This is a genomic window from Zarconia navalis LEGE 11467, from assembly GCF_015207075.1.
Taxonomy (GTDB): Bacteria; Cyanobacteriota; Cyanobacteriia; order Cyanobacteriales; family Geitlerinemataceae; genus Zarconia; species Zarconia navalis.
The window spans coordinates 1-17,843 of the sequence record NZ_JADEXN010000003.1; the positions used below are offsets into that span (position 1 = coordinate 1).

Here is a 17,843-nt window from a genome sequence, read left to right on the forward strand (position 1 = left end):
AAAAGAGGAGTCCAGTTTGAGAAGCGATGTTTCAATAAAAACTTTTTCCTCTGCTTTTTCTCTTCGATCTTCCGTCCGTAAGACAGTCAATCCGTACTCGCTTAATTCATAGATTAAAGGGAAAGTTCGTTGAATGCACTAGAGTTTTCTTCCAACGCGATCGGTTCGGGCTGGCAGTATCTCTGACGCGATTGGGTGAGGTTCGTTGCGCAAAACTACATCGCTACATAGAATGTCGATCGCAGCCAGAGGCATTCTTCGCAGTTGTATCGGAGTGCCTGAATTGTGGGGCGAGGTTTCCTGTTCTGGCGATGCAGCCGGACGGGTGGCGTACGAGGTGTTTGAAATGGTGAAGGAGCAAAAAATACTCTGAATATTCCGACAGAACGGCAATTTTCAGCGGCACGAAACTAACTTTGACCGAAGCCTTTTCTTTTTACCTTTGCATCCGTACGCAAGAAACGATTGTGCAAAGCCCAGAGGTAAAACCTAAGGTTCTATGTTGCTAATCCAACCCATCAAATCTGCTAGACCTTATATCCCTACCACATTGCAACGATCGATTACGACCGACTACCAATGCCATATAAAAGCCCGCAGCCAATCGCTAACAGAACCAATGCCACATAAACAATATTTGAAACACCGGGAATGACTCCCGCTGCCTGTAATAGCAGTAAAATGGCAAAGATCACGAAGAGCAAGCCCCCTGCGTAAAGACCAATAGTCGTAATGAGGTTTGGTTTTTTGTGGCTCATCTTTTTGTTTGCGTTTAGAGATAGCGATCTAAAATATACACTTTTCTGGTCAATTGAAAGAGATCTCGAGTTCGATCGAGCCGGAAAATGTGAAAGTAACAGTCCACTTGCGATCGCTGTTTTCAAAAATATAGACCCCGAAATACCGTACGGACGAGTTCAGCCGAACGTTTTGCCTTCACTGCGAGCGAGTTTCGCGTATCTACTTTCACCATCCGGGAGTCCATCAAAAAAAATTGCTATCAAGATTTATTTTTATTTTTTTCCAGGATATCAATTTCCCAGCCGTTTCCTTTTTTGATAATGTCGGCTTTGAGGGGAACCTCTCGTCCGGAGGACAGTACAACGCTCACATCCAATGTCTTTGTATCGCGATTTCGATCGGGTACGGGCATCGTAATCCGCTTGTATTTATCGAGCTTATTCGATTTAAGAAATTTTTTAAATTTTGCTTTGGGAGTGCGAGTTTTAAACTTCGGACTCGTCATTTCATACGCGCGATCGATTTCGCCAGCAACCACGAGTTCAAAAAAGTTTGTGAGCACGGCTGTCAGCTTGCGAGTTCCCAGAAAAAAACGTAGGCTAAAAAATACCCATGCCAAGATAACTGAACCGACAGCGATTCCGACACCCGTTTCAATATAAATTAAATATGGTTGAATTGCGTCCATTGTTTATGACTGAAGTTTCAATCGGATTTTACTAGAAATTTATGCTTTAAGTAAAGAACAATCAAAATATTTTAATAATATGCTATTTTGAAGTTTTCGATCGATTATTGTGCCGGAAATATTGTCGATAAATTGAGAGTACGATCTTTAAAAAAATGCAATGGGACAGTGGCCTCGGGTAAAAATATTTGTTGCTGACTGTAATTAAAGCCACCATTTGTTTTTTGATAAGGTTGCCGATAGACTTCTAACTGCCGATCGAATAAATTCACGATCCAATACTCGGCAATTCCGGCTTCGGCATAAAGAGGTAACTTCACTTGTCGATCGTAGTCTAAGGATGAATCGGCAATTTCAATAACCAAGATAATATCTTCTGGGTAAGGATGGTGGGAGAGATAACTATCGTCGCAATTGCGGGCGATCGTGAAATCTGGTTCGGGTTCGCTATTGTTGAGAAGTATAATCGGATCTTGGCATCGTAGTATTGCCTCATCTCCAATCAGTTGAACCAGGTTTTTAATTAACTTCTGACAGCAGAAAACGTGTGCCACTCCTTTCGAGACCATTTCAATAATTTCTCCGTCAATGAGTTCGATGCGATCGTCTTCGTGGAAAAATCCAATTTCTGTGAGACGATGGTATTCCTCGATCGTGAATTTTCTTTTTGTTTTTAAAGTCACGTTTTAAAATATTTAATCCTAAAAAATGCACTGATTGTGAGCGGTTACATCATCGACAGAAAAAACTCCTCCGTGCAATATGCATAAAGCTATATATTTTTCATCTAGAATTTTTATACACTCTGTAGTTTCACTCCTCGTATTACTGTTTGATGGACATTCCTGAAAGTGTTCTCTGCTTAAGCGCTGAAAATCTTCTCTAAATTTTCTTTCTTTCTCAGTTTTGATTTTGATCTGTTCTTCTTCTTCTTTTTTTTGAAGCTTTTCTTGCCACTGAGAAATGAAACTTTGAACGTCTTCATAGACAGAGTCGCGTGCCTCAATACTGCTTGCTAAATTAATAGCTTCTTGTAAATTTCCATTATTTGCTTTTTCTTTGGCAATTTCCAAATTTTCTTTTGCCAGCTTATTTAAGGCTGAAAAATAAATATTTTTAACTATCGCATCCCAATAACTATTTCGAGTTATTCTATTCCCAATCTCAACGGTTTTCTGCCATTGCTGGGCTTCAGAGGTTATTTGAATTTCTTTAAAAAGAGCAGTATCCATTTTCCATGCGTCTTTCCAATCCTGAATTTTATCCTGAGCTTTTTGATACGCAGAACTACTTTCAGGAATTCCTTTGGCTATTTCAAGAGCTTTATCTAACCCACTTAAGTTATAGGTCTCTTCTGCCTTTGCTAAAATTTGTTCTGACCATTGTTCGATCGATGTTATTCGTTTCTCATCCGCAGGGATTCCGCTGGGAATTTTTTCTGCTTCGACGATCGCTTCTCGAAATTTCTCTTCACCCGCAAGTTTCTGAGCGAGATCGAGGTGTTCGCTTGCACATCCATTCAGAAGTTCCCGAGCTTCGTTATAAATTACATTCGTTTCATCGATACCTTGAGCCTGGTTGATGCATTCTAAATATTTTTCGTCTATTTTCAGTCTTTGAATCTTTTCTAATGCCGCTTGATTTTCTCGATTCGATTGCAATTGCAGATAAGCCAAACTTCCTACGACAACAACAGTCGCCACTGCTACTCCAGCACCCACAATCGGTAGTAACCTTTTAGGAGAAGGTGACGTCCTTGCTGGAGTTCCAGGTTGTGGTAGCGGTACTTTCGGAATGCTTGACGTAGGTTGCGGTGATACCGGAGTTGCGTTGAGTCCCGGTACGGCAACCGTTGGCGTAGTTAGGGTGGGCTGCGGTGGTGCAATAATACTATTGACTCCCAACAACTCCAGCCATTCTCGAACAGACTGAGGACGATTCTGGGGTTTAAATTCCATCCCTTTGAGAATGGCTCGATCGACCTTTTCGCTAATTTTCGGATTCAGTTGTCGCGGCGGTTCTAACTCTGTTTCCGCTGCCCTCACAGGGGCGGGAACAGGCAATTCGTTCGTTAAAATGACGTAGAGCGTCGCTGCTAAAGAATAAATATCGGTATAAGCATCCCGCTTGGCACGTTTGTCATACTGCTCGATGGGGGAATAAGCATCAGAAACCAATTGAGTATGAGTTTGAGTCAGATTCGGCGTATATTCGCGGGCAATGCCAAAATCAATTAATATCGCTTCCGATCGCCCTGTTCGGAGCATAATATTTCTTGGGTTCACATCCCGATGCAACAAGCCTTTCTCGTGGATGACAGCAAGTGCGCTGCCAATCTGTTGGATATAAGACAATGCCTCAGCTTCCGAGAAAACCCCTTGCCTGTGAACCCGACTCGCCAAATCCTCACCATTGATGTATTCCAACACCAAGCAAGGTAGCTCCCCTTCGAGAAAGAAATCGTAAATCTCCACAATATGAGGGTGAGCGCATTTTGCCAGTCGCAACGCCTCGCGCTGAAAGTCCTGTCGAAACTTTGTGAAATCGGGGCTTTGTCGAACGGTGTCATTCAGCGTTTTTATAACAATCTGTTGTTTGTTTTCATCAGTTGCCAGGTAAGTAATTCCAAAGCCTCCTGCTCCTAATTGTTTGTTAATCGTGTATTTGCCACCGAGTAATGTTTGACCGATATTTAACATTTCTCCAATCTTGTCTCCTCAATACTTCCGTTCCTGGGGTTCGAACATCGAAATTGCCACCGGCATCCCACCAATCTCGATTCCCGCCGGAGAATAATACGCTAGGGTATGTTTGAGGAAATTCTCATCATCTCGCGTGGTAAAATCTTCCCGGAAATGCGCCCCCCGACTTTCCCGACGATTGTGTGCCGAAGTGAGGATGGTTCGGGCAACCACCATCAAACTATTCAACTCCATCGCCTCAATAATTTCCGTATTCCACAGCCTTCCTTTATCATCTAAATACACCTGCCCGCACTGCTGCTGCAACGCCTCCAACTGCCCCAACCCTTCCCCCATCAACTCGTCACTGCGAAACACGCCGCAATGTTCGCTCATGCAATCCTGCATCGCCTGACGCACTTCATTAATCCGGTATTCTCCAGATCGATCGAACAAACCCTGAATCTGCTGCTGCGCTTCTTCCAAATACCGCCCTTCATCCACCTGCGGCAACTTGCGATTTTGCACGTCAGCGGCGATCGAACTTCCCGTCACTTTCCCATATACGACGCATTCGAGCAGCGAATTACTCCCCAAGCGGTTCGCCCCGTGTACCGACACGCAGGCACATTCCCCAGCCGCGTAGAACCCTTCTACCAACCCTTCCGCACTGCTGCGAACTTGCCCTCGGGTATTCACCGGAATTCCCCCCATCGAATAGTGGGCGGTGGGACGCACGGGAATCGGTTCGCGCACTGAATCCACTCCCAACAGCCGATGGGCTTCTTCCCAAGCAAAGGGAATCCGACTCATAATCTTTTCTTTACCCATGTGGCGCAAATCTAGATGCACGCAAGCCCCACCGCCACTGCCATCGGCGTTGATACCCCGTTTCTGGCGAATTTCGGTAAAGATCGCCCGAGAGGTGATATCGCGCGGGGCTAATTCCATCTTGGCGGGGGCGTAGGTTGCCATGAAACGATCGCCCTCGGAATTAATGAGGTACGCCCCTTCCCCCCGTACCGCCTCGGAAATCAGCACTCCCACCGGATACAATCCCGTTGGGTGGAACTGGACGAACTCCATATCCTCCAGGGGAACTCCCGCCATCGCCGCCATCGCCAAACCATCTCCGGTGGAGGCAAAATCGTTGGAGGTGGTATTGAAAGCCCTACCGTATCCCCCCGTGGCGAACATTACGGCTTTGGCGCGCACCACTTGGATTTGTGCGGTTTCGATGTGGTACATCACCACTCCTTTTGCCTCGCCGTCTTCGAGAATCAGGCGCATCACGTACCATTCGTCGTAAATCTGCACGCCGTAGCGACGCAGGTTGTTGACTAATTCGTGCAGCATGGCATGACCGGTTTTGTCGGCTGCGTAGCAGGTGCGTTTGTGGGAATGTCCGCCAAATGCCCGCTGGGCGATGCGTCCGTCGTCCAGGCGCGAAAATAGCACCCCCATGTGTTCCAAATCGATGACGACATTGGGGGCTTCGCGGGTGAGAATTTCGACTGCATCCTGATCGGCGAGATAGTCAGAACCCTTGACGGTATCGAAGGCGTGGGTTTCCCAACAATCGGCATCGTCTACGTTTTTCAGGGTGGCGGCGATTCCCCCTTGGGCAGCGACAGAGTGCGATCGAATGGGGTGGGTTTTGGCGACAACAGCGACCTTTAAACTGGGGTCGGTGCGAGCAATTTCGACAGCGGCCCGACTACCGGCGAGTCCACCGCCGACAATGAAAACGTCATACTCTAGCATTTTCTAACAAGTGGGTTCGATCGGAAATATTTTGGAGATCGGATTTGGAAGTGAGAATATTCAAGATAAAAGGAGACTGGAAAAATCGAGAAACTCGCACGCGAGCGATTTTTAGTCTCCTTTGCCTTTTCTAATCTTTTTCGTCAGGCTTGAGCGGGTTTCTTTCGACTTCCTCGACGAGAAGCTAACAACGCTTCTTCTGCTGCCGAATCGACAGCTTGTAACTCAATATGATTGAGTAATGTGGTTACGAATGCAAATAATAAGAAAGGTAAAGAGAGAACTAGAATTAGACCCACGGTTAATAGAGCGTAAGTTTGGCGGGCGCTACTCCATAAAGCCAAAGCTCCCGCTAAACTTAGAAAAATTACGATTAACCAGATAATGATTTGACCGTAAATATCACCGAAGGATAGGGTACAAGCTAAACGATATTTTTGAGGTTTATCCATGATGCTCCTTTATGTATGTCGTTTCTTTTATCTAAGTTAAGCCTTACGATCGGGTTGTATGCGATATTTAAATTTTTTTAAAGGTATTGCGGTTCTGTTGACACGAATATGCAAAAAACTTAATATTTTTAAACTTTTTGATGAGTTCTGACAAAGATTGCCGACCTTACTTGGCTCCATCGACACCTTCAAAGGTCTATCTACAGCAATCTCACACCCGATCCGCCGTTTCCGGTAAACTAGATACATCCGTTCGCAAAAATAAACACTTTCCAAAACTTATGCAAAAACGCAATGCGCTCGATACCCACCACTTGATGCGCCGGGCAGAAGATTTAGTCAATGCCGCATCCAATCGCTATCGGATTACCGTCCAGGTGGCGAACCGAGCCAAGCGTCGCCGCTACGAAGATTTTGAGAATCTCGAAGATCCGATGATGAAACCCGTAATGCGGGCGATTATTGAGATGTCCGACGAACTGACCAGTACGGAAATTATTGGAGAATAGCTCGTTGGGGCAAGGATCTCGGGCAGAAGACAGCCGGGATAGTCTAATGGAGAAACCAGAATTAATGAACGTTAACGATTTGCGATCGAACTGTTCGCGAGTTTTTCTACGACTGCTCCCACTCGGGGCGATCGCATTATTCCCATTGGGGGCGATCGCATCTGTCGTCACAGACCCGAGTCCGACCGAAAAAATCGATAGAACTAGGTCGCTTCCCACATCGGATACCCCCCAAATCGTCCAGCGCATCCGGGTTCGAGAGGTGTGGCGGCAAGTGTACGAGCAGTTACCCGATCTACCCCTGGAGAATGAATACGTCGATCTCGAAACCGGCGAAGTCGATCCCGAAGACACCCTAATTAGCCGCTTTATTCGATATCACGTTTACGTCAAAGGTCGTCCTCCCCAATACCGTTTGGATTGGAAGTTGACTCTGGCCGACTATTTAGGGGCAAACGATTTAATGTTTGAAGGGGTCTATCCGGGGGGCGACGAACTCGATCGCAATCCCATGTACGGCGATCGAGAAACTATTGCCAGTCTCTCCCGCACCGAACGAAATGCCCTCGTTCATACCCTGACCGGCCTGTTCAATCCTCAATACCTATCTCTGCTCGAAGCCGCTGCCCAACGGAACGCTCCTTCATCCACGCCCGACGATCGCCCCCGAAGGGACGCTCGCACTCCTCCCCGACAGCCTCAACCGGGAGATGCCGAGTTGTTACTTCCATAGGGGGCTTGGGAAGGCAACGAGTGCTTCGGAAGAATGAATAGATCGTTAATGGGTTAACTACGATGCTTTTCTTTCTTTCCCCATTCCCCATTGGTGAAAGGTTAAGGTTGTATTCACTTTGTCAACTTCCCAATAATTGACCCAAAACCCGGCACGCGCGAAACCCCCCGCGCTTGGGACGAAACGCCTCCCGGTCGCGCTCGCCTGTCGAAGTGCCCCCTGCGTACAAGAGGGAGATCGTGAAAAACTATAGCCTAAAAGGGATCTAGCTATTTGAGTCAGTCAACTTGACATCTAGCCAAATTACTTAACCTTTCACCAATGCCTATTCCCCATTCCCCATTCTCCAATGAATCGTATTGTCAAAAGTGATTCCGGTTGGCGCTTGGGTTGGGATGCAGCGGCGAGCGAATTTAAGGGATTAGTGGGAACTGATGACTGGGCTTTCGAGCTGAGGGAGGATGAATTTCAGGATTTTTGTCGTTTGTTCGATCGACTCGCCACCACCATGAGCCAAATGAGAAGCGAATTGATGGATGAAGAGAAAATTACCTGCGAAGCTCAAAGCGATCGACTTTGGCTGGAAGTCGAAGGGTATCCGGATGCTTACAGTTTGCGTTTAATTCTCAATACAGGTCGTCGGTGCGAAGGGGAATGGTTACCAGAAGCAGTTCCGGGCTTGTTGCAAGCCGCTCGCACGATCGCAGTTTTTTAAGAAATTGCAGCTCGTACTTGTCTGGTTTCCCCTTTTACTTGGGGCGAGCATCCCGCGCGCATCGGAGGAGTTCTGCGATCGTTCCCTTTCTCCAAACTCGAGGGTGTGAAGGGTTATATCGGCTTGGGAACTCAACTCTATGGGTTTGAGTCATGGCAACTATTCAACGATCGAACAGACGAGCGATACATCGCGATGTCATGAAATTTTTAGGCGATCGATCGGCAAATTGTGGTTAACTAAGGTTAAGACTATCTTGACCGAGAAACTTCACTTTCTCTGGTGTAACTCGATTATTCCGTGCAAAATCGATGTGCGAGCGAACACAAATAAGTTTCAGGCAGAAGATTCCTTTTTTCTTGCTTTAAAGTGCTCGAAATATATCGACCATTTGAAAGCAACAAAACTAACATTCGCTTCATTCTAATTATATTAGAAAACCGAATTGCGATCGCGATTTAATAGATAAAAATATAGATTTTATTGATTCGCAAACGAGTATATATTATTGTATTTGGGTGTGCGTTTTAACTTGTTTAACTTTAAAAAGTGTCATATCCCAAATCACTTTTTAAAGAGTCGATCGTCGTGCTATTGTACAATATCCGAAAGCTTCACCTCTATTTTTCGGGTTGTGAGCGAGTCCACTGTATCTGTAAAACCATGTCTCTAAAATTACCTCAATTTTTAAACCCACTAAAGAACGCAGCATCAAAGTCACTATTTCTGGGTCGGTCTCTACTATTGGGAGCCAGTGTTGGTATCTTTAGCTTTTGCTCCGGCGCAATGGCAATCGAAACCATCATTATTCGATATCAAAATGAGGAAGTAACCATTACTTTCGACGATATCAGAAGCTTTTCTGCGGGAGATGTCGTTCCCGAAATTGAGGACTTTCTGCGGGAGCAGGACGATCGGGTTCAAAACACGGCATCGGATGTCAGTACCGATATCGTCAAATTGCTGCGGGACGCTCTGCGAGAAGAAATCACCATCAGTTCGAGCTTCCGCGACGATATTGAGGGGTTCCTCGATAGCGGCACTGGAGAATTTCTACTCGTTCAACTCGACCGCGTCATCAGTGGTGCTGGCGCGAGCACCCGACGCAGCGTGGACGATCTCGAAATCGCCATCACTTCAGCCATCGATAACGACGGTTTTATCTCGGCATTGGAACTGATCGAGAAATTCCCTCAAGATACGGTTCGCATCGACGCGAGCGGTTTATCTAACGCCGTCGCCGACGTCAAAACCTTTGTCGAAGAAATCGAACCGATCCTGCAAACGGTGCGCAACGTTTTGGAAGATGTCGTCTGCGACTGCGACGACAACAGCAGCGTGCCCCAAAACGGCATCCTCTCAGCAAGCAGCGAGTCGGGCAAAACCTGCAACACCAACCACACTGCCACGGAGATAACTGAGGACTCGACAGTCGAACCGGAACTCGCAGACGTTTCCGAACCCATCGAAGCAGAAACCCAAATCGCCATCGAACCCGAAGTGACTGAGGCGACTCAGAACGTTTCCTCTCAAAAAGCGATCGTCCCCAATCGATCGAAGAAGTAGAGAAGACCGGGGACTAGGAGCTAGCGACGATGCCCCGAGTCCCAAATTCGATTCTGTCACTTTTTATTAAAGAAAATAATGTCATTTTTCGCGAACAATTTGGCGCGTTGGTATCGCCGCCAGACATCAAATTTAGTATCCCTGGGTGGTGTCGTTTCGATGGTCGCCCTTTCGATGGTCGCCCTGCCCGCCAGACCGACTGTCGCGGCACAGGATGTCGTACTCACCTATGGGGTGTTCGAGAGAAGCGTCTCTGTCGAATCGTTGCAGAAGTTGGCTGAAACTGGAGAAACTACGCCCACCCTCGATTTTCTCCTCAATGTCACCAATACCCCCCCCGAAGCAGCTCAGAGCGCTCTAAACGCCAAACTCGGGGTCAGTTTGGGATTCGTAGACGATGTTTTTAACTCGTTACCTGGGGAATACGCTCTGTTCCAGCTCGGTCAGATTTTTTATAACAAAGCCCGATTTGCCGAGATTCAAGCCCTTAGAGCGGCGATCGTTTTATCCGTGAGCGAGGATAACGAGTTGACGCTGCTGGAATTCTTTGAAAAGTATCCCAATCAGGAGCTGTATGTCGATGGGAGACTCCTGTCTGAGGTGGGCAATACCGTCGCCAATTTTGTGGAAGACACCGGGCGCAGTTTGGCCGTTCCCCTTGCAGTCATCAAAGATATACTCGACAATCTTGTATGCGACTGTGTGGTGGAAGGTGTCCTTCCCCTAGAGGATTCGGAAGCCGAACTTTCGGTTATACCGTTGGAACCTATGCGACCTTAGTTTCTGTCGCGGCGGACTCGAATGGGGTTGCAGCTCGATCGCTGCGAAAGATTGAAGCGGACGATTTTTAATGGCGACCCCAATTCCCGATCGCCCCTGAACGATTACTCTACACGACTTTTATGATGTACCCCGCGACGAGCTTAGTCACCGTTGCCGCTTTAATTGTTTACTTCGCGGTAACGGTGAATGTCGGTCGCGCCCGACTCAAGTATCAAGTGACACCCCCGCAAATGTCTGGGAATCCAGATTTTGAGCGAGTGGTACGAGTCCACCAAAATACCCTAGAACAATTAATCTTATTTCTGCCAGCGCTGTGGTTATTTTCGGGATTTACCAATCCGAGTTGGGGCGCAGGAATTGGGGCGGTTTGGGTGGTCGGACGAATTCTCTATGCCTGGGGATACTATCAAGCTGCCGAGAAAAGGATGGCGGGTTTTGCGATCGGGACTCTGGCAACACTCACTTTGTTACTGGGGAGTTTGGTAGGAATCGTGATGTTTCTAGTGCAAAATCGAGCCTAATCAATCTTTTTCATTGAGCGATGAAAGATATCGAGCGATCTCACCTTTCTGCAGCTATGATGTCAATGTTTTTAAATATCGGCTAACTAAGGTATCCAACTCTTCGGGCGAGTAGGATTGGGGGGCGGAGATCGTATTGACGCCGATGCCATCAAAAGTGGCAATCCAAGCAGCAGCCTCAAAATCGAGGTTGAGCTTGGGGTCGATTTCACCCGCTTCTTGCAACATTACCAGTTCTTGGTGAATAAAAGCTTTGAAGTTGGCGTAATGACGTTTGTGCTCGTCAAGCAATGCGGCATGACCCAACGCAGCCCCCACAAAGGCCAACCAAGCTCGCCAAATCGTCACCAATTCGGGGGTTGTGGGCAAAATCGCCAGCATCATCACTTTCAAACGCTCGACCCCTTGGGTTCCTTGAGCCGCCTGTGCCAAAGTCTCGGATAAACGCTCCATAACTGTTTCTAGTACGAACAGCAATAACTCATCCTTATTGCGAAAGTAGTGGGTCAATACTCCCGTCGTACAGCCCAACTCATGGGCTATCGCTCGCAAACTGGCTCCTTGCAATCCCTCGCGGCTAATTAACTCTAAAGCTGCCGTTGCTACCTTCGATTTCCACTGGGTTTGCTTGTCTGCGGGAACGCTCATATTTAGATATATTAATGAAATATTTTCCAATTTTATAACAACTGTTACGATAATTATAACAACCGTTATGATATTTGAGTTCCATGGTCGTCTCTTCGCAAGTTCCCCAAACTCAACCCGACCGTCCAGAGAGAATCGAGAAAGCTTTTCCCGTAGCTTGGTATGCGATCGCGCCGTCCCACAGCATTGGGTCTCAACCTGTCGGTATTCGTCGCCTCGGGCTTGACCTGGTACTCTGGCGCGATACCGACGGTCAGATCGTCTGCCAAAGTCGCCACTGTCCCCATCGAGGCGTTGACTTAGCTCTGGGCAAGATTTCCACCCAGACCGGCAAAAGCTGTCTGGAATGTCCTTACCACGGGTTTCAATTTGCACCCGACGGTGGTTGTGTTTTGATGCCCTGTGAAGGAGAACACGCGCGGATTAGTCCCCAAATGCGGGTTGAGCGTTATCCCGTGGAAGAGTCTGGTGGGTTTATCTGGCTGTGGTGGGGAGACGATCCGACCGCCACCCCAGATATTCCTGGGTTTGCGGAACTTGGGGATAACCCCCGTTGCTGGGCTGATGGAGAAATGGTTTGGGAGGTTCACTTCAGCCGTGCGGTTGAAAGCGCTCTAATCGATCTGCATCATTTTGCCTTTGCCCACCGCCGCATTGCCAAATGGTTCGGGTTTGGGGCTGCCAAGCGTCTGGATGACTTTGAAATCGAGGTGGTGGGCGATCGCATTACAACTCGGGGTGTTCTCAAAAGCGATCGCCCCGAAGGAGTTTCTTTTGGGTTCGAGAACGAGATTCAATTTCCCAACCTCGCCGTTTTTGACTTCGGGTGGGGTGGCACGAAGCTATTGGCAACCCTAACCCCCATCGATGGTCGGAAAACCTGGATAAGCTTCCGATATTACGTACCCTTCCGTTGGGCATTCCTCCGTCGAGCGATCGCCAAAATTGCCGTCTGGTTCGAGTTAAATTTCGTGCAACCCGACGACTATCGTTTGATTCGATCGACTGTTCCCCAACGCAGCAGTTTAACCGCCAATCGGTTCGTTCGCGCCGATGGTGCGATCGTCCGCTGGCATCAATTGAATCAATACCACCCACAAAAGGAGATTTAACAGGAGATTTAAAATCAGAAGAGATCGTCGATCTTCTCCATGACCGCTTGAGGAAGATTTGAGAGTGCAACGACGAAGATGTCAGGTCGCCTATGGGTATCGAGCGCGCAACTGGGGGTGAATCCTCGATCGAGTGACTAAGAATCGAGGATTTAAGTCGAGGGGTCCACGGGTGAGTTCCGATCGTGCGAATTGCACGGGTTATTAAATCCCTATTCCCCATTCCGCGCCTCCAAATTCTCTTAATTCCGAATTCCGAATTCCGAATTCCAAATTCCGCGCTTCCCCATCACGACTTCAAACTCACTAAAACGCCGGGTTCCTTCTGAATGGGTAACACATCGAGAATGTCGGTTTTTGCGCAGTAAGCCAAATCCCGAGCGCAGTTGAGACCCAACAGCCGCTGTCCGTGGCTGGCAATCGAAAGAAGTTCTAAGAGGCGATCTTGCCACTGTTGGTATAACGCGATCGCATCAATCGTTTCGTCGTTTCCGGCCAGATCGCCAAAATCTAGTTTTGCCGCTTCCATAAACCCATGGGCGATCGCACCGGCGCAGACGCTATCTTCGAGCGCGTAACTGCCTTGCCAACCCGAACCGACGATACCAATGGTCTCGGGAGAATGCTTTAGCAAATAATCGACTGTCGCTTGACGGTTGACCAGAGCTGATGTTATCAGGGTGGGGGCGGATGCCACGCGATCGAGCGCTCGGGTACCGTTGGTGGTACTCAGAAACAGCCGTCGTCCTCGAACTTTTTCGGTGGTGTATTCCAACGGAGAATTACCGCAATCGCAGCCGTCCACCTTCGCGCCTCCCCGTTCTCCAGCACGAATTCGAGTCTCGGGCAGCCACTTTTCGCTTTCCCCCATCAGCACATCAATATCGCTAAACGCCTGGACAGCCTCGACCCCAGCATCTAGGGCAGTGGCAATAGTGGTCGTGGCGCGCAAAACGTCAATGACAATCGCACAATCTGGCATAGGGTCAGTTGGCGTGAGTTCTGGAGTGTGATAAACGAAGATTTTAGGCATACGATATGGACTTAAACTCTCAATCTACTGTACAACCCGTTGTTGGTTCCCCATCCATCACTTTGGGTTGGCGATCGGGTGTCACAATAGAATGGACGGGATTCGGATCTGGCAAATTAAAGACAGCAGAAGGAGGAGGGGAAACACCCAAACGTCCCCGAATACTGCACGAGTGGCTTAACAATTGATGATGAAAGCACAAGTTTTCCGAGGTGTGAATCAACTGAGCTATGAAGACGTACCCATTCCAACGCTAGACGCTGATGAGGTGCTCGTCGAAGTTGAGGTGGTGGGTCTCGGTCGCGAGGATCTCGCTCGCATTCGCTACCCCCTATACAGCCCCCCTCGAATTTTCGGTCACCAAATTGCCGGGAAAATCGCTGCTGTGGGCGACCTCGTCGAGGATTGGTCTTTAGGGCAACGGGTCGCCGTTATGCCCCACGTTCCCTGTTTTCGCTGCCACTACTGTCTGAGCGGCAAATTCTCGTTGTGTAAAACCTACCAGGACATAACCACCACAAGCGGATTTATCCCCAGTGGCGGAGGCTTTGCTCAGTATGTCAAGGTTCCGGGTCATATGGTTCGTAATGGGGGATTGATCGACGTTCCAGAACGGGTGAGCTTAGAACCTGCGAGTTTTTTATATCCGGTCAACTGCTGCCTGAAAGCGATTAAAAAAGCGAAAGTTAGTGCAGGTCAAATTATATTTGTTGCTGGGGCAGGACCGAGGGGACTGCTGGCGATCCTGCTGCTGAAGTATTTTGGCGTGAGATCGGTGGTGGTGGATTGCCATCCCCATCGCCTCGATAAAGCATTGCAAGTTGGTGCCGAGGCGGCTTTTCTGGCGAGCGATCGAGATTTACATACGAAGGTAAATTACCTCAGCAGTGGGTTGGGGGTAGATGGGAGTTTGTTATCGATTTCAAACGAACTGACCTACAGCCAAGCTCTTGATTGCACCCGAAAAGGGGGAAAGATTCTGGTTTTTTCGGAATTTTCCGATTACAGCATTACCATTAATCCCAATCTGCTCTACCGTCGTGAAATCGATCTGCTCGGCAGTCACGGCGCAGATTTTCAACTTCAATCCCAGGCGATCGATATTTTGTTTAACCAACGAATCGATGTAGAACTATTGATTAGCGATCGCTACCCCCTCGAGGATTTACCCAAGGCCGTCGATCGAATTGCAAAGGTGGTGCCGGATACCTATAAGATATTGCTCTACCCCCAAGATGTTCGGTGAGTAACAGTCAATCAGGACAATCGAGTGGTTGGGCGATCGCGATGTCTCAAAAGTTTCTCGGGACTGGGTTTTAAAAGACTTAAATTCAAAAACGATGAAAGTTTATTCTGGAAAGGGTTTCAAAGATTTGCGGGCGCATTGCCCGATCGCTCTAACGGGCAATTATCGATTCACCAATGGCGATTCGCGTCCTTCAAGTTCCTGGCAAATCGTCATAAAATCCACAAGAATCGGTGCTAAGTTTTGTTCGTTAAGCAGGGGAATATGAACGAAAAGACAGGGTAATGGCCACTGTCGATCGCGCAGGTATTGGAGGACAGTATAGTACAGGTGGTTGCAAACAAAGTCTCCCGCATCGTGGCTGATAGCCGTCACGGCCAATTGAGTCATGAGACGATCGAGATCCACCGTTGTGGGCAAAATCTTCTCTCCACGAGTGGCTTGAGATTCCACTGTCATTTGCGATCGCTTCTCGGCCATGCCGCAGCAAATAATCCCAGTCGGCTGCAGTCGATCGATTTTGGCAAGGACGCGATCGCTCGCGAGTTGGTTATCCACCGGTAGTTTTCGCAGTAAACAGCTTGTAGGGTGAAACGATTTGAGTGCAGAAACTTCGCCCAAGAGATCGTCGGAGGTGTTAGATTTTTGATGGGGTAGCCAAGTCTCGAAAGATGTGAGTAAAAGTTGGGAACGCACGGTGACTCTAGAACGCTATATTGATTTAGATGGCAAATAGATGGCAAATTAGATTGCCCCTTAGATGGTAGGTGGATGGCAGGGTCATGGCAACAATAGCAGTCGTAGACTACGATATGGGCAATTTGCACTCGGCGTGCAAAGGGCTGGAAAAAGCGGGGGCCACTCCGAAAATCACCGATTCTCCCCAAGAAATCGATCGAGCTGATGCGGTGGTTTTGCCAGGGGTGGGGGCGTTCGATCCCGCAGTGCAACACCTGAGATCTCGTAATCTCGTCGAACCCATTCAACGCGCAATTGCCAGCGGTAAGCCCTTTCTCGGTATTTGTCTGGGGCTGCAAATCCTTTTTGACGGTAGCGAAGAAGGCAAGGAACCGGGTTTGAGCATTATTCCCGGTAAGGTGCGTCACTTCGATTCCGAACCGGGTTTGACAATTCCTCACATGGGTTGGAATACCCTCGACTTTACCCAACCCAACCTACCCCTGTGGAAGCAATTATCTCATCCGGCATGGGTCTATTTCGTCCACTCCTATTATGTCGATCCCATCGATCCTCAAGTTCGGGCGGCAACAGTAACGCACGGCACGCAAACCATAACAGCCGCCATCGCCCGCGATAACCTAATGGCAGTACAGTTTCACCCAGAAAAGTCTTCGACGGCGGGGTTGCAGATTTTAGCCAATTTCGTCGAGTCGCTGTAGGATTTTGTCAGTTCCCTTTCCCTATTTGAAGGGGTTATGCTTGCGCTTGTGTCAGCCCTGCCAGGAGGGGATGGGACGCTCGCTGGTGCTTGTTTATGTCCGACGACTATAGGAGGTCAAATTCTCAATGTCGATCGAAAATCAGTCGCATGTTGGGGCAAGTTACGCCATCGATTCCGATCGAGAATGGTGGGTACAGCAATGGCTGGCACTTCTCGATAAATATCGCTTTAAAAAGCGCTTAGAACGGGGTCGAAATTATGCCCGACAGGGAAATGTCCTCAGCATTAATTTTGAAGGGGATAAAATTGCCTCTCGCGTTCAAGGCAGCGAACCAGACCCCTATCAGCAATCTCTGTGGTTGGATACCTTCACCGATGAAGATTGGGATTGTATCGTGCAAACGATGTCGGAACAGGCAATTTTCTCGGCAAAGTTAATGGCTGGGGAAATGCCCCAAAATATTGAAGATGTGTTTGCAGCAAATGGACTGAGACTCTTTCCATTTCAGCTCTCAGAAATTCGGTCTCGTTGTAGCTGTCCCGATAAAGCCAATCCCTGCAAACATATCATTGCCGTCTACAATTTGCTCGGCGATCGCTTTGCTGACGATCCCTTTGTTTTATTTCAACTGCGCGGACGCAGCCAAGAAAAAATTATTGCCGCCTTGCGACAGATTCGTGGAGAAGAGGCAAAAGATATCGGTGCGGAGGAGTTAGTATCTGATGCCAATATCGAACCATCGATCGAACTCGAAAATTTTTGGGACTACGATCGCCAACTCGAATCATCTTTAGTCGTCATCGCACCGCCTCCGGATAGTAATACGATTTTGGATGTTTTGGGAACTGCGGCTCTGGCAAAACAGGCGAAAATCAGTGGGAGATCGTCAGTTTCGATTGCGGATGCCGTGAAAAACGATCTCGATCGCATTTATCAAACGGTGAGCCAAGGGGCAATGAAAAGGGCAATGGAAATCGATACAGTTTAAAGAACGAACCATTGAAAATCCATTTAAAACTGTAAACTTAGGAGTTTGAAAAACGTAATGACGATTCGGAGCAGCTTTTAAATGGCTCTTAAATAAAGACAGAAGTGGGTACGCGAATTTCAAGTATCGATCGGGTATTTCAAAATATAGACATTTGTAATTGGAAAGAGTTGTCGAGCAGTTTGATTTGGATACTAGAATAACGACGGTGCCGCGATCGTTAAAAAATAGTTCTAAACTATCGGTCGCGATCGAACTTT

The 17,843-nt window shown here is 47.9% G+C and carries 20 protein-coding genes; 11 read left to right on the plus strand and 9 right to left on the minus strand.

What is annotated here, in order from left to right; genetic code table 11:
• Positions 1-232 precede the first annotated feature (232 nt).
• Positions 233-373 (plus strand): hypothetical protein, encoded by a 141-nt coding sequence (locus IQ235_RS00260; RefSeq protein ID WP_264319492.1) that lies wholly within the window; start codon positions 233-235, stop codon positions 371-373.
• A 190-nt stretch (positions 374-563) separates the two neighbouring features.
• Here IQ235_RS00260 and IQ235_RS00265 read toward each other — a convergent pair whose 3' ends face one another.
• The 6 genes from IQ235_RS00265 to IQ235_RS00290 all read right to left on the minus strand — a co-directional run bounded on the left by IQ235_RS00265 (position 564) and on the right by IQ235_RS00290 (position 6,326).
• Positions 564-758, minus strand: a complete 195-nt coding sequence (locus IQ235_RS00265; RefSeq protein ID WP_264319493.1) for a hypothetical protein — start codon at positions 756-758, stop codon at positions 564-566.
• 242 nt (positions 759-1,000) lie between these two features.
• On the minus strand, positions 1,001-1,429 hold the full coding sequence (locus IQ235_RS00270) for a hypothetical protein (RefSeq protein ID WP_264319494.1): 429 nt from the start codon (positions 1,427-1,429) through the stop codon (positions 1,001-1,003).
• Between the two features lie 104 nt (positions 1,430-1,533).
• Positions 1,534-2,112 carry a Uma2 family endonuclease gene (locus tag IQ235_RS00275; RefSeq protein WP_264319495.1) on the minus strand — a complete coding sequence of 193 codons (579 nt, stop codon included), beginning with the start codon at positions 2,110-2,112 and terminating at the stop codon, positions 1,534-1,536.
• An 18-nt stretch (positions 2,113-2,130) separates the two neighbouring features.
• Positions 2,131-4,128, minus strand: coding sequence for a serine/threonine protein kinase (locus IQ235_RS00280; protein WP_264319496.1), 1,998 nt, complete (start codon positions 4,126-4,128; stop codon positions 2,131-2,133).
• Between the two features lie 18 nt (positions 4,129-4,146).
• On the minus strand, positions 4,147-5,874 hold the full coding sequence (locus IQ235_RS00285) for a succinate dehydrogenase/fumarate reductase flavoprotein subunit (RefSeq protein WP_264319497.1): 1,728 nt from the start codon (positions 5,872-5,874) through the stop codon (positions 4,147-4,149).
• 143 nt (positions 5,875-6,017) lie between these two features.
• The gene (locus tag IQ235_RS00290) at positions 6,018-6,326 is read right to left on the minus strand and encodes a hypothetical protein (RefSeq protein WP_264319498.1); all 309 of its coding nucleotides are present in this window, start codon (positions 6,324-6,326) and stop codon (positions 6,018-6,020) included.
• A gap of 281 nt (positions 6,327-6,607) precedes the next feature.
• Here IQ235_RS00290 and IQ235_RS00295 point away from each other — a divergent pair, with 281 nt between their 5' ends.
• The 6 genes from IQ235_RS00295 (at position 6,608) to IQ235_RS00320 (ending at position 11,153) form a co-directional block, all read left to right on the plus strand.
• Positions 6,608-6,835 carry a DNA-directed RNA polymerase subunit omega gene (locus IQ235_RS00295; RefSeq protein WP_264319499.1) on the plus strand — a complete coding sequence of 76 codons (228 nt, stop codon included), beginning with the start codon at positions 6,608-6,610 and terminating at the stop codon, positions 6,833-6,835.
• A gap of 64 nt (positions 6,836-6,899) precedes the next feature.
• The gene (locus IQ235_RS00300) at positions 6,900-7,568 is read left to right on the plus strand and encodes a hypothetical protein (protein ID WP_264319500.1); all 669 of its coding nucleotides are present in this window, start codon (positions 6,900-6,902) and stop codon (positions 7,566-7,568) included.
• Between the two features lie 349 nt (positions 7,569-7,917).
• Positions 7,918-8,283: a DUF1818 family protein gene (locus tag IQ235_RS00305; protein WP_264319501.1), complete on the plus strand. Its 366-nt coding sequence runs from the start codon at positions 7,918-7,920 to the stop codon at positions 8,281-8,283.
• Positions 8,284-8,946: 663 nt separating this feature from the next.
• Complete coding sequence (locus IQ235_RS00310) at positions 8,947-9,849, plus strand: alpha/beta hydrolase (protein ID WP_264319502.1); 903 nt, start codon at positions 8,947-8,949, stop codon at positions 9,847-9,849.
• 78 nt (positions 9,850-9,927) lie between these two features.
• Positions 9,928-10,629, plus strand: a complete 702-nt coding sequence (locus IQ235_RS00315; RefSeq protein ID WP_264319503.1) for an alpha/beta hydrolase — start codon at positions 9,928-9,930, stop codon at positions 10,627-10,629.
• A 125-nt stretch (positions 10,630-10,754) separates the two neighbouring features.
• A complete protein-coding gene (locus IQ235_RS00320) occupies positions 10,755-11,153 on the plus strand; it encodes an MAPEG family protein (RefSeq protein WP_264319523.1) in 399 nt (132 codons plus the stop codon).
• Positions 11,154-11,207: 54 nt separating this feature from the next.
• Here IQ235_RS00320 and IQ235_RS00325 read toward each other — a convergent pair whose 3' ends face one another.
• Complete coding sequence (locus IQ235_RS00325) at positions 11,208-11,801, minus strand: TetR/AcrR family transcriptional regulator (RefSeq protein WP_264319504.1); 594 nt, start codon at positions 11,799-11,801, stop codon at positions 11,208-11,210.
• Between the two features lie 83 nt (positions 11,802-11,884).
• Here IQ235_RS00325 and IQ235_RS00330 point away from each other — a divergent pair, with 83 nt between their 5' ends.
• Positions 11,885-12,913, plus strand: a complete 1,029-nt coding sequence (locus IQ235_RS00330) for a Rieske 2Fe-2S domain-containing protein (RefSeq protein WP_264319505.1) — start codon at positions 11,885-11,887, stop codon at positions 12,911-12,913.
• 289 nt (positions 12,914-13,202) lie between these two features.
• Here IQ235_RS00330 and IQ235_RS00335 read toward each other — a convergent pair whose 3' ends face one another.
• Positions 13,203-13,946: a 2-phosphosulfolactate phosphatase family protein gene (locus IQ235_RS00335; RefSeq protein WP_264319506.1), complete on the minus strand. Its 744-nt coding sequence runs from the start codon at positions 13,944-13,946 to the stop codon at positions 13,203-13,205.
• Between the two features lie 187 nt (positions 13,947-14,133).
• On the opposite strand from IQ235_RS00335, the gene IQ235_RS00340 reads away from it, so the two are divergent.
• A complete protein-coding gene (locus IQ235_RS00340) occupies positions 14,134-15,192 on the plus strand; it encodes an alcohol dehydrogenase catalytic domain-containing protein (RefSeq protein WP_319592531.1) in 1,059 nt (352 codons plus the stop codon).
• A 162-nt stretch (positions 15,193-15,354) separates the two neighbouring features.
• Here the strand turns inward: IQ235_RS00340 and IQ235_RS00345 are convergent, their stop codons facing one another.
• Positions 15,355-15,750 (minus strand): pyroglutamyl-peptidase I family protein, encoded by a 396-nt coding sequence (locus IQ235_RS00345; RefSeq protein WP_264319507.1) that lies wholly within the window; start codon positions 15,748-15,750, stop codon positions 15,355-15,357.
• Positions 15,751-15,974: 224 nt separating this feature from the next.
• On the opposite strand from IQ235_RS00345, the gene hisH reads away from it, so the two are divergent.
• Together hisH and IQ235_RS00355 are read left to right on the plus strand one after the other, a co-directional pair.
• Positions 15,975-16,592, plus strand: a complete 618-nt coding sequence (gene hisH, locus IQ235_RS00350; RefSeq protein ID WP_264319508.1) for an imidazole glycerol phosphate synthase subunit HisH — start codon at positions 15,975-15,977, stop codon at positions 16,590-16,592.
• 127 nt (positions 16,593-16,719) lie between these two features.
• Positions 16,720-17,583: an SWIM zinc finger family protein gene (locus tag IQ235_RS00355; protein WP_264319509.1), complete on the plus strand. Its 864-nt coding sequence runs from the start codon at positions 16,720-16,722 to the stop codon at positions 17,581-17,583.
• Positions 17,584-17,843 lie beyond the last annotated feature (260 nt).

What these genes read in the sequence shown, in the direction of transcription:
- IQ235_RS00260 (WP_264319492.1), top strand. Translation starts at nt 233, where the DNA reads ATGTCGATCGCAGCCAGAGGCATTCTTCGCAGTTGTATCGGAGTGCCT.
- IQ235_RS00265 (WP_264319493.1), bottom strand. Translation starts at nt 758, where the DNA reads ATGAGCCACAAAAAACCAAACCTCATTACGACTATTGGTCTTTACGCA.
- IQ235_RS00270 (WP_264319494.1), bottom strand. Translation starts at nt 1,429, where the DNA reads ATGGACGCAATTCAACCATATTTAATTTATATTGAAACGGGTGTCGGA.
- IQ235_RS00280 (WP_264319496.1), bottom strand. Translation starts at nt 4,128, where the DNA reads ATGTTAAATATCGGTCAAACATTACTCGGTGGCAAATACACGATTAAC.
- IQ235_RS00285 (WP_264319497.1), bottom strand. Translation starts at nt 5,874, where the DNA reads ATGCTAGAGTATGACGTTTTCATTGTCGGCGGTGGACTCGCCGGTAGT.
- IQ235_RS00290 (WP_264319498.1), bottom strand. Translation starts at nt 6,326, where the DNA reads ATGGATAAACCTCAAAAATATCGTTTAGCTTGTACCCTATCCTTCGGT.
- IQ235_RS00295 (WP_264319499.1), top strand. Translation starts at nt 6,608, where the DNA reads ATGCAAAAACGCAATGCGCTCGATACCCACCACTTGATGCGCCGGGCA.
- IQ235_RS00300 (WP_264319500.1), top strand. Translation starts at nt 6,900, where the DNA reads ATGAACGTTAACGATTTGCGATCGAACTGTTCGCGAGTTTTTCTACGA.
- IQ235_RS00305 (WP_264319501.1), top strand. Translation starts at nt 7,918, where the DNA reads ATGAATCGTATTGTCAAAAGTGATTCCGGTTGGCGCTTGGGTTGGGAT.
- IQ235_RS00310 (WP_264319502.1), top strand. Translation starts at nt 8,947, where the DNA reads ATGTCTCTAAAATTACCTCAATTTTTAAACCCACTAAAGAACGCAGCA.
- IQ235_RS00315 (WP_264319503.1), top strand. Translation starts at nt 9,928, where the DNA reads ATGTCATTTTTCGCGAACAATTTGGCGCGTTGGTATCGCCGCCAGACA.
- IQ235_RS00320 (WP_264319523.1), top strand. Translation starts at nt 10,755, where the DNA reads ATGTACCCCGCGACGAGCTTAGTCACCGTTGCCGCTTTAATTGTTTAC.
- IQ235_RS00325 (WP_264319504.1), bottom strand. Translation starts at nt 11,801, where the DNA reads ATGAGCGTTCCCGCAGACAAGCAAACCCAGTGGAAATCGAAGGTAGCA.
- IQ235_RS00330 (WP_264319505.1), top strand. Translation starts at nt 11,885, where the DNA reads ATGGTCGTCTCTTCGCAAGTTCCCCAAACTCAACCCGACCGTCCAGAG.
- IQ235_RS00335 (WP_264319506.1), bottom strand. Translation starts at nt 13,946, where the DNA reads ATGCCTAAAATCTTCGTTTATCACACTCCAGAACTCACGCCAACTGAC.
- IQ235_RS00340 (WP_319592531.1), top strand. Translation starts at nt 14,134, where the DNA reads ATGATGAAAGCACAAGTTTTCCGAGGTGTGAATCAACTGAGCTATGAA.
- hisH (WP_264319508.1), top strand. Translation starts at nt 15,975, where the DNA reads ATGGCAACAATAGCAGTCGTAGACTACGATATGGGCAATTTGCACTCG.
- IQ235_RS00355 (WP_264319509.1), top strand. Translation starts at nt 16,720, where the DNA reads ATGTCGATCGAAAATCAGTCGCATGTTGGGGCAAGTTACGCCATCGAT.